Origin of the sequence: Nonomuraea sp. NPDC047529, from assembly GCF_040642995.1 — a bacterium.
In the GTDB taxonomy this organism is placed as follows: Bacteria; Actinomycetota; Actinomycetes; order Streptosporangiales; family Streptosporangiaceae; genus Nonomuraea.
In genome coordinates, this window is record NZ_JBEYTJ010000002.1 from 333929 (window position 1) to 348846 (window position 14918).

Annotated in this window: 11 protein-coding genes; 4 read left to right on the top strand and 7 right to left on the bottom strand. The window is 71.4% G+C overall.

Annotation, left to right across the window (positions count from 1 at the left end; genetic code table 11):
• Window positions 1-2: 2 nt before the first annotated feature.
• Window positions 3-1001, top strand: a complete 999-nt coding sequence (locus tag ABZ815_RS05170) for a hypothetical protein (protein ID WP_357694166.1) — start codon at window positions 3-5, stop codon at window positions 999-1001.
• A gap of 214 nt (window positions 1002-1215) precedes the next feature.
• Here ABZ815_RS05170 and ABZ815_RS05175 read toward each other — a convergent pair whose 3' ends face one another.
• From ABZ815_RS05175 to ABZ815_RS05205, 7 genes are all read right to left on the bottom strand, one after another.
• Complete coding sequence (locus tag ABZ815_RS05175; RefSeq protein ID WP_357694168.1) at window positions 1216-1434, bottom strand: hypothetical protein; 219 nt, start codon at window positions 1432-1434, stop codon at window positions 1216-1218.
• A 246-nt stretch (window positions 1435-1680) separates the two neighbouring features.
• Complete coding sequence (locus tag ABZ815_RS05180) at window positions 1681-4518, bottom strand: ComEC/Rec2 family competence protein (protein ID WP_357694170.1); 2838 nt, start codon at window positions 4516-4518, stop codon at window positions 1681-1683.
• Window position 4519: 1 nt separating this feature from the next.
• Window positions 4520-5152 carry a ComEA family DNA-binding protein gene (locus ABZ815_RS05185; protein WP_357694172.1) on the bottom strand — a complete coding sequence of 211 codons (633 nt, stop codon included), beginning with the start codon at window positions 5150-5152 and terminating at the stop codon, window positions 4520-4522.
• Between the two features lie 603 nt (window positions 5153-5755).
• Window positions 5756-6565 carry a DegV family protein gene (locus tag ABZ815_RS05190; RefSeq protein ID WP_357694174.1) on the bottom strand — a complete coding sequence of 270 codons (810 nt, stop codon included), beginning with the start codon at window positions 6563-6565 and terminating at the stop codon, window positions 5756-5758.
• Between the two features lie 34 nt (window positions 6566-6599).
• Window positions 6600-7808: an imidazolonepropionase gene (gene hutI, locus ABZ815_RS05195; RefSeq protein ID WP_357694176.1), complete on the bottom strand. Its 1209-nt coding sequence runs from the start codon at window positions 7806-7808 to the stop codon at window positions 6600-6602.
• Window positions 7809-8235: 427 nt separating this feature from the next.
• Window positions 8236-9648, bottom strand: a complete 1413-nt coding sequence (gene hflX / locus ABZ815_RS05200; RefSeq protein WP_357694651.1) for a GTPase HflX — start codon at window positions 9646-9648, stop codon at window positions 8236-8238.
• A 96-nt stretch (window positions 9649-9744) separates the two neighbouring features.
• Window positions 9745-10437 carry a DUF4097 family beta strand repeat-containing protein gene (locus ABZ815_RS05205; RefSeq protein ID WP_357694178.1) on the bottom strand — a complete coding sequence of 231 codons (693 nt, stop codon included), beginning with the start codon at window positions 10435-10437 and terminating at the stop codon, window positions 9745-9747.
• Window positions 10438-10594: 157 nt separating this feature from the next.
• Between ABZ815_RS05205 and aceB the strand changes: the two genes are divergently transcribed.
• The 3 genes from aceB to ABZ815_RS05220 all read left to right on the top strand — a co-directional run bounded on the left by aceB (window position 10595) and on the right by ABZ815_RS05220 (window position 14916).
• Window positions 10595-12172 (top strand): malate synthase A, encoded by a 1578-nt coding sequence (aceB, locus tag ABZ815_RS05210; RefSeq protein ID WP_357694180.1) that lies wholly within the window; start codon window positions 10595-10597, stop codon window positions 12170-12172.
• Window positions 12173-12283: 111 nt separating this feature from the next.
• Window positions 12284-13723, top strand: coding sequence for an FAD-linked oxidase C-terminal domain-containing protein (locus ABZ815_RS05215; protein WP_357694182.1), 1440 nt, complete (start codon window positions 12284-12286; stop codon window positions 13721-13723).
• Window positions 13723-14916, top strand: coding sequence for an FAD-binding oxidoreductase (locus ABZ815_RS05220; protein WP_357694184.1), 1194 nt, complete (start codon window positions 13723-13725; stop codon window positions 14914-14916). The genes ABZ815_RS05215 and ABZ815_RS05220 overlap by 1 nt, the downstream gene beginning before the upstream one ends.
• The last annotated feature ends 2 nt before the right edge of the window (window positions 14917-14918 follow it).

The window sequence follows — 14918 nt, forward strand, 5'->3', positions numbered from 1 at the left end:
GCATGAGAATGTTGATCATAAGTGCGATGGCGATCCTCACCATGTCGGCCTGCTCCAGCACCTCTTCCAGCGCCGCCGACCAATCCGGCAAGCCCACACCGCTGCCCGGGATCACCAGCGCGCAGCTCACCCTGCCGCCGCCCACCGGCCCGAACAAGATCGGCACCAGGATGCTGCGACTGGTGGACTCCACCCGCCGCGACGACTGGGTGGAGGGGCAACCGGTACGTGAACTGATGGTCCAGCTGTGGTATCCCACCTCGGCGTCCAGCGGCACGCTCGCGCCGTACATGGCCAAAGGCGCCGAGGCACGGACCCGGCAGATCAACGCGATCCCCGATGAGGTGAAGCTGCCAGTCACCCACGCCTACCTGAACGCCCCGATCGCCCCCGGCGCTCACCCGGTCATCGTGTACGCCCACGGCTCCCACGACACCCGGACCGGCAACACCGTCCTGGTGGAGGAACTGGCCAGCCACGGCTACCAGGTCGTCACCATCGACCACACCCACTACGCCGAGGAGGTGGAGTTTCCCGATGGCCGCATCGTCGACGAGGTCAAAGACCCCGACACCGCCCATGAGGTCGCCACCCGGGTCGCCGATGTGCGCTTCGTGCTGAACCAGCTGGACCTGGCACGAGTGGGCATGTTCGGCGCCTCCTTCGGCGGCGTGGAGACGGTCGCGGCGATGCACGACGACCCGCGGATCATCGCCGGCGTCAACCTGGACGGCCCGTGGACCGAGCCCATCTTCGGCGACGTCAGCCGGTGGCCGATCACCAAGCCCCTCCTGTCGCTGACCTCCGCCCAAGCCGACAGCCACCCCCCGCTGTCGGGCCGGGTCGTCCGGCTGGCCGGCGCCCAGCACCTGACCTTCTCCGACGGCGAATGGCTCGACCCCAACCCCACCCCCGAGCAGTACGGCACCATCGACCCCCAGCAAGCCCTCCACCTGGAACGCAAGGCCCTGCTCGACTTCTTCAGCCAAACCCTTCACTAGATCGCCGGTTGAGACGCAAGCGGCCAACCGCGAGAAGCGCGGTTCCTGCGGCGGCCAACAGTCAAACACCGCTGCCTCGACCGGATGAAGAAGCCGCACAAGGCGGCCGTCCGGTTCGGCAAGGTGCCCGACAGCCTGCACCTACGCGAAGCCGCCCTATAGGTCGAAAGCCTTCGGACCGCCCCAGGCAATGGGCCTGAGGGCTGTACGTGGCTCACGGCGTAGAGACGGAGAAGCTCGACACGATGCCGACGCGGATGCCGGTGTTGGACATCATGATGAGGGATGGGCCCTGGCAGTCCGCGTGCGAGCAGATGCGGATGAACCCATCGGTCTCGCTGAGGATGACGGCGTCGAGGCCGGGCAGCAGCGTGCAGCCGCTGAGGTCTGTGCAGAGGCACCCGGCCAGGACGCAGCTCGCCAGTCGCGTCAAAGCGGAGAACGGTCGGAGCTCGCCATCGGCCGCCACCGGATCGAAGCCCTCCGGAAGCGCCGCGACGCCCCCGCCCGGGAGATCCCCTCGCCAGCTCGGCACCGGGCGTGAAGAGCCACCACCCCGCGACCCGCTCAAGAACCTCGGCGGCCAGGTCCTCGTCCGGTTCGGGCAACCCACCGGCACCGGTCCCCGCTCCTTCGCGCCCTGATGGTCCCAGGTCCCGCTCGCTCGGCGTCGGACGACTCACGGTCCACGAGGGACCACGGCCAGGCTGCCTTCGTGTTCGACGACTGCCAGGTCACCGGATCGGTCGGTTCGGTATATGGCGGTGCCGTGTCGGTGCAGGAGGGCGAGGGTCGATGTGGCCGGATGGCCGTAGTCGTTGCCGGCGCCCACGCTGATCAGGGCGGCTCGCGCGCCCAGCGAGGCCAGGAAGGCCGGGGACTGGCGGTTCGAGCCGTGATGCGGGGTCTTGAGGATGTCGGCGCGCACGGTGAGGTGACGTGCCAGATCGTCCTGCGCCTCGGTTTCCAGGTCTCCGGCTAGCAGGGCGGAACCGGCGCGCCAGCGTACGTGGATGACGACGCTGGAGTTGTTGATCACACTGCCCTCCCCCTGGCCGTTCCACCCGCCGGACGTCGAGTCAGGGGCGACGACGGTCAGCTCGGACGGCCCGAACCTCCATCGTGTGCCGGGTTCCGCCCGCCCTTCGGGAACCCGGTGACGAGCCAGTACGGCCGAGATCCGCGCGCTGGACTGCACCGCCGTCGGCCGAGGGCTGACGATCACGGCTCCGACGCGTCGGTTCCTGAGCACGCCTGGCAGACCGTCCACATGGTCGGCGTGCGGATGGGTCAGGACGAGCAGAGGAACCTCCTCGACGCCGAGCCTGCGCAGGCATCGGTCCATGACGACCGGGTCCGGGCCGGTGTCCACGACCACCCCTCGTCCTGGTCCGGCCGCCACCACCAGCCCGTCGCCCTGGCCGACGTCGCACATCACCATCAGCCAGCCCTTCGGCGGCCACGCCCCGGCCAGCGGGCGGATCACCAGTACGGCCACCAGGGCGGCCGCTGCCGCCACCAGCGCCATCGTCCGCCAAGGGCGATGCCTGAGAACCGGGATCGCGACGGCCACGGCGACGGCGAGGAGGCCGAGACCAGGAAGACCACCCGGCCAGGGCACGGTGGCGAGCGGGACGTTCACCGCCCAGCGAGCCACGGTGACGATCCAGCCCACCGCGTATCCGGCCGGGACGACCAGCATGCCGGCGACGTCCGGCCAGATCGGGGCCACCAGGGCGGCGGCGAATCCGAGCAGGGTCGCCGGAGCAACGGCGGGGGCCACGAGCAGGTTGGCGGGCACCGCGACCAGCGTCAACTGTCCCGACATCAGCACCAGGACGGGCGTCACGGCCGCTTGCGCGGCGGCCGACACGGCCAGCGCCTCCGCCAGCCATCTCGGCAGGCGGCACAGCCTCGACACGGCGCGCCCCTGACCGGCGGACGCGTCTTCCGGGAGCGACGACGAGAGACAGCCGGCGGCGCCCTCCACGCGCGCAGTCGTCGCAGCCCCATGCACCCCGCCGCGCTCGGCAGCCCTCACAGCCCCATGCACCCCGCGCTCGGCTGCCTCCCCTACCCCATGACCGGCTCTCAGCGTGCCTGCCGCATTCCCGCCCCGGCCGGAATTCGCCCATCGACGATCGGGAGTGGTGGGCGTCTCCGTCGTGTCACGCCCACTCTTCTTTTCCGCAGTCCGGCCCCTTGCCGGCGATGCACCAGGGACGGCGTCCGCCAGTGGCGGGGTTGAGAGCTTGTCGCGCCAGCGTGGAGCGAGAAGCAGGATGCCGGCGGTGGCCGCGACCGAGAGGGCGAAGCCGTACGAACGGGCCAGGTCCGGGGCGAACAGGACCAGCAAGAGGACGGTTGCCGACAGGGCGGCGAGACCGTCCTTCGCACGACCGGTGCCCAGGGCGAGGGCGGCGGCCAGGCCCATCAGGAGGGCGCGGAGAACGCTCGGGGACGGCCGGGCCACCACGGTGAACGCGAGCATCGCGACGGCCGCGAAGACGGCTCTGAGCGGCAGGGAGAGGCCGACCAGGCGGGAGAGCGCCAGGGCGGCGCCGGCGACGATGGCGAGGTTCGCGCCGCTCACGGCGTTCAGATGGCTCAGGCCCGCTTCCTTGAGGTCGGCGGCCACCTGAGGGTCGATGCGGGAGACGTCTCCCACCACCAGGCCGGGCAGGAGGCCGCGCTGGTCGGGCGGGAGGGGGTCGGCGGCCGTCCGCAGGCCGGTTCTGAGGGTGCCCGCCATGGTCTGCACGGACGAGGGCGGCGTCAGGATGCGGGGCTCGCCTCGTACCAGGAGGATGGCCGCCACCAGGTCGCCGGGCGTGGGCCGGGCCAGGCGGCCGGTTACCTGCAGCCGCTGGCTGGGCAGCAGGGTGCTCCAGGCGTTGCCGCCGGCGAAGACGGTGATGGGGACGTCGACGGCCTGGCGTCCCGGCGGTCGGGATGCCTGCGCCGTCCCCCCGCCGGCGCCCGCCGGGAGGTCGATGATCTTGATGGTGGCCGGGATCACGTAGCTGTCCCGGTTGAAGTGACCGCTTCCGCGTTGCCTCCGCTTCGGATCGTCGGACAGGACGATCTCGGCGGTCACCGTCGCATTCCCGGCGGCCAGCTCGGCCACCGGCCCGGCGGTCAGAGCCTGGACGCGGAAGGCGACCGACGCGGCTGCCGCCGCCGCGCAGACGAGTGCGGCCAGCACGACGTTGCGCCAGGCCGCCCACCAGGGCGAACATCCTCCCCAAGGACCCCGTCCGAAGCGAGCGGACGAAGAGCCTTGCGACCGTGGACGGCTGAACGGCAGGCGCAGCAGCCAGGCGGCGGAGTTGGACGCGGAACGCGTGCACCAGGCCAGGGCACAGGCGGCCAGCGCCAGGATGGCGGCTGCCGTCATGCCCACAGCGGGCGGTTGGCCGAGCAGGACCAGGGCACCGGCCCAAGCCGACAGCGCCGGGAGGACGAGGGTCCAGGAGCGCCTGTGCTCGCCGTCGTCCATGGTGGTGAGGTGCGCCATGTCAGACGCGGACCTTCGGCTTGATCTCCTCGTACTTCTTCGCGCCGATGCCGCTCACCTCGCGGAGCTGGTCCACGCTGGTGAAGCCGCCGTGGGCGGTGCGGAACTCGGCGATTCTGGCCGCCAGCACCTCTCCCACTCCGGGGAGTTCTTCGAGTTGGTCGGTGGTGGCGGAGTTGAGGTCGAGGACGGCCGTTGCGGGGTCGGATCCGGGGAGACCGGGAGGTGCGGCGGCGGCTGCGGGGGCGCCCACCACGATCTGCTCTCCGTCGAGCAGGCGTCTGGCCAGGTTGAGGGCGCCGGTGGAGGCGCCGTGCCTGAGCCCGCCTGCCGCCGACACGGCGTCCGTCACCCGGGAGCCCTGAGGGAGCAGGTAGACGCCGGGACTGCGGACCTTGCCCGCCACCTGAACGGTCACCTTCACGGTGGGCGACGGAGTCGGAGAGGTCATCACGGGTGTGGGCGGCAGAGGCTCAGGCGTGGGCTGGGACCGCCAGACGAAGAAGGCGGCGACCGCCACGGCCAGAGCCCCTACGGCCATGAGCACCCGCAGCCCGGGCTTGCTGAGGTCGAGGGCGGCAGAGGGCTGGGCGGAGGTGACGGCATCGCGGAACGCCTGGAAGGTCGGAGGCATGGGAGCAGGACTCCCGGTGAGCCGACGACCGGGCAAAGACGAGCCAAGCAAGGACGAACCAAACGAAGACGGACCAGCCGAGGACGAACCGAACGAGGCCGGGTCGGGCGAGGAAGGGCCGCGGGCGGCCGAGTCGGCTGCGGACGGAGTCTCCGCAGCCGGGAGATCGGCCCACAGCTCACGCGGAGCCTCACCCCACCGCCCCGAGAGGGGCTCCCCCTGATGATCACCCCGGGAGGAACTCCCCCGAAGGCCGGACTGCGACTCATCCCCCAGCTCCCCCACCTGCCGCACGTCCCACGCCCCAGTTCGCGACCGAGGCGGAGCCGCTGCCGGTACCGCTCTGAGCTGAGGCACGTCCCCATAGGGATGCCTGGCACGTCGTCCCGGACGGGCCCGGCGGGCAGGGGTGGTGATCGACCGGAGCCTGGATTCGGCTATGGTCCGCTCCGCCGTCGGTTCCTGAGATCGCACGCCGACGAACCTAGACGCGCCACTCCCAGCCCCGAGCTACCGAACCGAATTCTGGGGACGACGCACGTCAGAAACGAAGAGGTTGTGGACAAGCAACCACCCAAACACACCCACGAGCACACACCCCGGTCACCCCTCGTACGACGTGACCGTCACCCCCAGCATCCCCGGCCCCACATGAGCCCCGATCACCGCCCCCACCTCCACCACCCGCACCTCGCCGACCCCCGCCACCCGCTTCGACAACCGCTCCCCCAGCAGCTCGGCCCGCCCCCGAACCCCCATGTGCTGCACGGCCACCCCCACCCCGCCCAGGTCCGCCGCCGCCTCCACCACCAGGTCCTCCAGCCGCGCGATCGCCCGTCCCGACGTCCGGACCTTCTCCAGCAGGGAGATGCGCCCGTCCACGATGTGCAGCAGCGGTTTGATCATGAGGGCCGACCCGAACAACGACGTGGCGGCGCCGATGCGGCCACTCCGCCGCAGGTACTCCAGCGTGTCCACGTAGAAGAAGGTCCGGGTGGCGGTGCGGCGGGCGGCGTCGGCCACGGCGGTCAGGGAGGCGCCGGCGGCGGCGGACCGGGCCGCGGCGAGCACGGGGTAGCCGAGACCCATCGCGATGGACCGGCTGTCGATCACCTCAACCGGCACGGGCGCGCTCTCGGCGGCCGCGACGGCGGAGTCCACGGTGCCCGACAGTTCGCCGGACAGGTGGATCGACACCACGCCCGTGGCGCCGGCGGCGGCCAGCGCGTCGTAGCAGGCCGCGAAGCGCGAGGGTGACGGGCGCGAGGTGGTGGCGGTGGCGAGGTCACCGGTGAAGGCGCCCTCGTCGCGGGGGATGCCGCCGACGACCACTTGTACGGGCACCACCGTCACCCCGGGCACAGCGGGCAGGTACGCGGTGGAATCGGTGACGACGGCGACAGAGGGCGGCATATCCCGAGATTAGCCACCCGACCGGAACGCGGTGTTACTGGACGGGAGTGCCGCCCCGCCACACCCGGCGCGGCTTGAGCCCGAAGGACCAGGCGAAGGCGCCCTCGTGGTCGGCGTCCCACTGGACGATGTCGGCCAGCCGCCCGGGAGCAAGCACCCCGCGGTCGGGCGCCCCGAGGACGGTCGCGCCGCCCAGCGTGGCCGCGCGCAGCGCATCGTTGACGCTCATGCCGAACGCCGACACCGCCATCGCGATGACCAGCGACATCGAGGTGATGCCGCAGAAGCCGGGGTTGTGGTCGCTGCCGAGGGCGATCTGCACGCCGTGCTTGATCATCTGGCGGACCGGCGGCACATGACCGCGCTGGAGCGCCGTGGCCGGGCAGACCACCGCGGGCACGCCGTAACGGGACATGATCGCGATGTCCTCGTCGGACATGTGGTGCAGGCCGTCGGCGGAGGCGCAGCCGAGCTCGGCGGCCAGCTGCACGGCGCCGCGACGGCTGAACAGGCCGGCGTGGATGCGCGGAAGCAGCCCGACGTTGCGGCCCGAGGCGAGGACCCAGCGGGATTCCTCGGTGGTGAAGTGGCCCTCGTCGCAGTAGACGTCGACGCTGTCGGCACCGGCCGCCGCCGCGTCGGCGCACCACGCGCCCACGGCCTCGACGTACTCGCGCTGACGGCCGAAGTACTCCGGAGGGACGACGTGCGCCGCGAGGAAGGTGACGTGCACCCGCGGCATCATCGGCTCCTTCTCCAGCTCGCGCAGGAGCCGCACGTCGGCCAGCTCGCCGTCGCGGGTGAGGTGGTAGCCGGTCTTGGCCTCGACGGTGGTGGTGCCGCTGAGCAGCCAGCTCCGCAGCCGCTCGCGCACGCCGTTGCACAGCGTCCAGGGGTCGGTGCCGCGGGTCACGGTGACCGTGGAGCCGACGCCGCCGCCCGCCGCGGTGATCGAGGCCGCGCTGGAGCCGCCGGTGCGGATGGCCAGCTCGGCGTAGCGGTTGCCGGCGTAGACCGGATGCGTGTGGGCGTCGATGAGGCCGGGCGTGACGAGCGCGCCGCCGAGGTTCTCCACGTGGTCGACGTCGACGATGTCGTCGACGACGCCGGGCACGCTCTGCGGGAGGTCGGGCGCCCGCCCGACCCAGGCGATGCGGTCGTTGTGCACCAGGATGGCCGCGTTGCTGAGGACCTCGTTACCCGTCCACAGGCGACCGATGTTGGTCAAGAGCCGAACGGTCATCGCACCACCGCCCCCTGCAGGCGCAGCACCCAGTGCACGGCCTGTGCCGCGCCCACTGAGTCCGCTCCGGGTCCGGACGACATGGGGGGTCTCCTGCTCTCATCCGCGTGATGTTGTGCGGTGACCGTATCGCCGGAGACATGATCCGGCGATTTCAGTTCAGTTACGTTATTTCACAGCCGGGCTTGGTGTACAGGGTTATTCGGAAGAAAGACCTCTCATCCCATCCGTCACCCGGCCACGCCTTGCCCCCTGGCCCCCGCTGACGACTGCCGCACTCGACGTCATCATCCGAAACCCAGAACCGAAACCAAAAAACCAGACCAATGTTAGGTCTGGCCATCCTAGCAACCCCGGGGTTCGGGGACCACTGCCCTATTTGGGCAGCTCTGCGCTACTTTGAGCGAAGAGCTGCCCAGCCGTCCCGCTAAGAGACGCGCTCGACCGGCTTGCCGACCCGCTCCAGTTCCTGGAACAGGCTCGGCAGCACGCGGGCGTGCAGGACGGTGCCGTCTTGCACGTGCTCGACGGAGAGCACCTCGCCCTCCTTGTGGGCCCGCGAGATCAGGTCGCCCCGGTCGTACGGCACCAGCAGGTGGACCTCGTGGTCGAGGCGCGGCAGCCGCTCCTCGATGAGCCGCATGAGCTCGGGGACGCCCTTGCCGGTACGGGCGGAGACCACGATGCTGTCACGCTCGCGCCTGGCGATGCGGTCGAGCACCTCCTGGTCGGCCGCGTCGGCCTTGTTGATCACCACGACCTCGGGCACCTCGGAGGCGCCCTCGATGTCGGCGAACACCTCGCGGACGGCCGCGAGCTGCCCCTCGGGGTCGGGGTGCGAGCCGTCGACCACATGCAGGATCAGGTCGGCGTCGGCGACCTCCTCCAGCGTGGACCGGAACGCCTCGATGAGCTGGTGGGGCAGGTGGCGCACGAAGCCGACGGTGTCGGCGATCGTGAACAGCCGGCCCTCCGGCGTGCGCGCGCGGCGCACGGTCGGGTCGAGGGTGGCGAACAACGCGTCCTCGACCAGCACGCCCGCACCGGTGATGCGGTTGAGCAGCGAGGACTTGCCCGCGTTGGTGTAACCCGCGATGGCCACGGCCGGGACCTCGCGCCGCTGGCGCCGGTGACGCATGGTCTCGCGCGAGGTGGACATGCCGCTGATCTGGCGGCGCAGCTTGGACATGCGCTCGCGGATGCGGCGCCGGTCAAGCTCGATCTTGGTCTCACCGGGGCCGCGGCCGCCGATGCCCACGCCGCCGGCGGCACGACCGCCGACCTGGCGGGACAGGTTGCCGCCCCAGCCGCGCAGGCGCGGCAGCAGGTACTGCAGCTGCGCCAGCTCGACCTGGGCCTTGCCCTCGCGGCTCTTGGCGTGCTGGGCGAAGATGTCGAGGATCAGCGCCGTACGGTCGATGACCTTGACCTTGACCGTCTCCTCGAGCTGGCGGAGCTGGCCGGGGGTCAGCTCGCCGTCGCAGATCACGGTGTCGGCGCCGGTCGACTCGACCACGTCGCGCAGCTCCAGGGCCTTGCCCGAGCCGATGTAGGTGGCCGGGTCGGGCTTCTGGCGCCGCTGGATGAGCCCTTCGAGCACCTCGGAGCCGGCCGTCTCGGCCAGGAGCTTGAGCTCGAGGAGGGAGTTCTCGGCGTCCTCGGCCGTGCCGGAGGTCCAGACGCCGACGAGAACGACCCGCTCGAGCCGCAGCTGCCGGTACTCGACCTCGGAGACATCCTGGAGTTCGGTGGAGAGGCCCGCCACGCGGCGCAGCGCCTGGCGCTCCTCGAGGTCCATGTCGCCGGTCTCGAACTCGTCGAGCGCGGTGTATTCGTGCATTCGTGTCATCTCTATGAGGGAACGTCTGGACACCTCGGTGTCTTCCCACGATGGTGGCACGACATCCCCGGAGTCATCATCTGGTTATCCCGCGGATCATTCCGCGGAGAGCGCCACGTCGCCGGAACCGGCGGTCAGCGAGATCGTACGGGGAGAGCTCGGGTCGGACTTGACGGAGACGGCGGAGTCCCCGGAGCCCACGTCGGTCTTCACGTTGTAGGCGCCCGTGGGCACCTTCAGGACGATGTCCCCCGAACCGCACTCCAGTTCCGTACTGTCCGGCGCGGCGGCGTACTTGAGCTCGACGTTGCCCGACCCGGCCTTGACGTAGGCCTTCTTGCCGGTCATGCCGGAGCCGTCGAGGTCGCCGGAGCCGAGGTCGGCCGTGAGCTGGCCGCTCAGCGCCCGCAACGTGATGTCGCCCGAGCCGCTGTCGAGGTCGACCGCCATTCCCTTGGGGATCTCGATCTTGTAGTCGACACTGCAGCTCCCCCAGTTGGACGGGCAGTCGTACGTCACGAAAAGCGCCTGGGCCTCGACCTTGTGCTGCGGCTTGGGCTTGTCGTCGTTCCGCCAGCGCAGCGTCTCGATGACGCGGACGGCGGGACCGTCGGTCTCCGTGATCACGACATCCCCGGCGTCGCTCTTGACCTGCAGCTTGGAGACCTTGTCCTTGACCTCGTAGGACACGGTGTCCTGGTTCGAGGAACCGCCGAGGCTCTCAAGCCCGCAACCCGTCAGCACCAGCGCGGCGGCCAGCAGCCCGCCCGCCACGGCAATCGTCTTCATGCCCCCGATCCTTTCGCGGGCATGACCCCCTCCGCATCGGGGATGCCCCGGAAGGCACACCAGGGATACCCCAGCCTTTGACCCGGGAACCCTGGCCGGAGTAGCTTCACTTCCACAATCCAGAATCAGTTTTCCACTCTACGGAAAAGAGGGGGACATGGAGATCACCGGCCCGATGCTCGAACGGTTCGACGAGATCCTCACGCCGGAAGCGCTCGGCTTCGTGGCGGCTCTCCAGCGGGAGTTCGGCGCCAGGCGGCTGGAGCTGCTCGAAGCCCGCCAGACCCGCCAGGCGGAGCTGTCGGCCGGCGGGACCCTGGACTTCCTGCCGGAGACGAAGGCGGTCAGGGAGGGCGAATGGCAGGTCGCGCCGCCGGCCCCCGGCCTGGAGGACCGCCGCGTCGAGATCACCGGGCCGGTCGACAGGAAGATGACCATCAACGCGCTCAACTCCGGCGCCAAGGTGTGGCTGGCCGACTTCGAGGACGCCAACTCACCCCTGTGGGAGAACTGCGTGTCCGGGCAGCTCAACCTGCGCGAGGCGCTCGACCGGGCGATCGACTTCGAGACCGGCGGCAAGACGTACGCGCTGCGGCCCGACGACGAGCTGGCCACGATCGTGGTGCGCCCGCGCGGCTGGCACCTGGACGAGAAGCACGCCCAGGTGGACGGGCGGCCGGTGTCGGCGTCGCTGTTCGACTTCGGGCTCTACTTCTTCCACTGCGCGCGGCGGCAGCTCGACAAGGGCAAGGGGCCGTACTTCTACCTGCCGAAGATGGAGTCGCACCTGGAGGCGCGGCTCTGGAACGACGTGTTCACGCGGGCCCAGGAGCTCCTGGGCATCCCGTACGGCACCATCAGGGCCACCGTGCTCATCGAGACCTACCCGGCGGCGTTCGAGATGGAGGAGATCCTCCACGAGCTGCGCGACCACTCGTCCGGGCTCAACGCGGGCCGCTGGGACTACCTGTTCAGCGTGATCAAGAAGTTCCGCACGCGGGGGCGGGAGTTCCTGCTGCCCGAGCGGAACGCGGTGACCATGACGGCGCCGTTCATGCGGGCCTACACCGAGCTGCTGGTGCGTACGTGTCACAAGCGCGGCGCGCACGCCATCGGCGGGATGGCGGCGTTCATCCCCTCGCGGCGCGACGCCGAGGTGAACGCGGTGGCGCTGGAGAAGGTGCGGGCGGACAAGACGCGCGAGTCGAGCGACGGGTTCGACGGCTCCTGGGTGGCCCACCCCGACCTCGTGCCGGTGTGCCGCGAGGTGTTCGACGGCGTCCTGGGGGACCGGCCCAACCAGCTCGACCGGCTGCGCGAGGACGTCAGCGTCTCGGCCGCCGACCTGCTGTCGGTCTCCGAGACGCCCGGCCAGATCACCGAGACGGGCCTGCGCAACAACGTCGACGTGGCCCTGCGCTACCTGGCCGCCTGGATGGGCGGGCTGGGCGCGGTCGCGATCCACAACCTCATGGAGGACGCGGCGACGGCCGAGATCTCGCGTTCGCAGATCTGGCAGTGGATCCACAACGACATCACGCTCGCCGACACCGGCGAGCGGGTGACCAAGGAGCTGGTCGAGCGGATCATCGCCGAGGAGCTGGACCGGGTCTCCGCCGAGCCTGGCTACGACGAGCGGCTGTTCGGGCAGGCGACGGCGCTGTTCAAGGAGGTGGCGCTGGACGACGACTTCGCCGAGTTCCTGACGCTGCCGGCGTACGCCCGAATGCCGTAGACGCGGGCGTGCATAAGCGGCCCCCCGAAAACCACCTGGACGGCCTCCGAAAACTGGCCATAACGGTGGAAACAGTCGCACACTAGAGGTGACGGACCTGGAGAGTGACTGGTGCTCGACACGCTGACGGCGGCGTTGCGCTCGCTGCTGCCTCCCGACTCGGTGATCACCGACCCGGTACGCCTGCGCACCTACGAGTGCGACGGGCTGACCAGCCACCGGGCGACACCGGGCGTGGTCGTGCTGCCTGCCACGGCCGAGCAGGTCGCCGGGGTCGTCCGGATGTGCAATGACTTCGGGGTGCCGTTCGTGGCCAGGGGGTCGGGCACGGGCCTGTCGGGCGGCGCGCTCCCCCGCGAGGACGGCGTGCTCATCGTCACCTCCAGGATGCGGCGGATCCTGGAGATCGACCTGCCCGACCGCCGGGCCGTGGTCGAGCCGGGCGTGACCAACCTGGCGATCACCGAGGCGGTCCGCGAGCAGGGGTACTACTACGCCCCCGACCCCTCCAGCCAGCAGGTCTGCTCGATCGGCGGCAACGTGGCCGAGAACTCCGGCGGCGCCCACTGCCTCAAGTACGGCTTCACCGTCAACCACGTCGAGGCGTGCGAGATCGTCACCCCCGACGGCGACCTGGTCGTCCTCGACCGCATGGACCCGGGCTACGACCTGCTCGGCGCGTTCGTCGGGTCGGAGGGCACGCTGGGGATCGCCACCAAGATCACCGTACGGCTGAGCCGGACGCCGGAGGCGGTGACCACCGTGCTGGCCGCGTTCGAGGACATCGAGCAGGGCGGCCGGGCGGTGTCGGCGATCATCGGGGCGGGCATCGTCCCGGCCGCGATCGAGATGATGGACGCGCTGGCCATCGAGGCCGCCGAGGCGGCGGTGGCCTGCTCCTACCCGCCGGGCGCGGGCGCGGTGCTGATCGTCGAGCTGGACGGGCCGCGGGAGTCGGTCGAGCGGCAGTTCGCCCAGCTCGCGGAGATCTGCTCGGGCGCGTTCGAGCTGCGCGTGGCGGCCGGTCCCGAGGAGCGCGCGGCCATCTGGAAGGGCCGCAAGTCGGCCTTCGCGGCGGTGGGCCGGATCAGCCCGGCCTACATCGTCCAGGACGGCGTCGTGCCGCGCACGTCGCTGCCCGGCGTGCTGGCGGCCATCGACCGGCTCTCGCGCGAGCACGGCATCAGGGTGGCCAACGTCTTCCACGCCGGCGACGGCAACCTGCACCCGCTCGTGCTGTTCGACGACGCCGAGCCGGGCGCGGGCGAGCGGGCCGAGGCGGTCTCGGGCGCGATCCTCGACCTGTGCGTCGAGCACGGCGGCTCGATCACCGGCGAGCACGGCGTCGGGGTGGACAAGGCCCGCTACATGCCGAAGATGTTCACCGCGGCCGACCTGGACACCATGCAGCTCGTCCGGTGCGCGTTCGACCCGGGCGGCCTGTCCAACCCGGGCAAGGTGTTCCCCACGCCGCGGCTGTGCGGCGAGGTGCCGGGCGTGCGCAAGGGCGCGCACCCGCTGGTCGAGTCGGGCAGGGCGGAGCAGTTCTGATGGCCGATCCGTTCTCGGGCACCGACGTGACGGTCCGGGCGGCCGCTCCCGATGACCCGATGCTCCGGTGGGGAGCCCGGTGGGTGGCGCTGCCGGAGACGGTCGAGGAGGTCGCCGCCGTGCTGCGCGCCTGCGCCGCGCGCGATCTGGCGGCGGTGCCCGTGGGCGGCGGCACGAAGCTGCACTGGGGGCCGCCGCCGGAGCGGTGCGACGTGCTGCTCGACCTGCGCCGCATGGACGAGGTCCTGGAGCACGCGGCGGGCGACCTCGTGGTGCGCGTCCAGGCCGGGGTGAGGATGGGGGCGCTGGCGGAGGTGCTCGCGGCGCGGGGGCAGGAGCTGGCGCTCGACGTGCCGTCCGCCCGCGAGGCGACCGTCGGGGGCACCCTCGCCGCCGGCCTGCCCGGCCCTCGCGCCTTCCGGTACGGCGCCGCCCGCGACCTGCTCATCGGCGTCACGGTGGTGCTGGCCGACGGCACGGTCGCCCGGTCGGGCGGCAAGGTGGTCAAGAACGTCGCGGGCTACGACCTCGGCAAGCTCTTCACCGGCTCGTACGGCACCCTCGGGGTGATCGCGGAGGCCACGTTCCGGCTGCATCCGCTGCCCGGCGAGCGGAGCTGGGTGGTCGCCGGGCTGCCCGCGGACGACGTGCCGGCGATCGCGGCGGCGCTGGCGGCCTCGCAGGCCGAGCCGAGCGCGGTCGAGGTGGACCGCCCGGAGCCGGGCGGGCCGGTGACGCTGGCCGCGCTGGTGGAGGGCACGGCGGCCGGCGCGCGGGCCGGGGCGTTGCGCGACCTGGCCGGCGCCGGGGCGGTGACCGGCGAGCCGCCGTCCTGGTGGGGACGCGTCCCACGGGACGAAGTGCTGGTCGAGGTGCGTTTTCCACCCGCCGCGGCCGGGGTGGTGCTGCGGGCGGCGGCCGGGTGCGGCCTGTCGCTGCGCGGGTCGGTGGTCGCCGGGCGGGTGCTGCTGGAGCCGCCGGCCCCCGTCGCCGAGGACGTCCTGCCGGGCCTGGTGGCCGGGCTGCGGGAGCGGGTCGAGGCCGCGGGCGGCCGGGTGAACGTGCTGGCCGCGCCGTACGCCGGGATCGACAGGTGGGGGCGGGTGAGCGCGCTGCCGTTGATGCGGCGGGTCAAGGAACGGTTCGATCCGGGACGCAGGATGTCGCCCGGACGGCTGACGGGAGGCGTCTGACC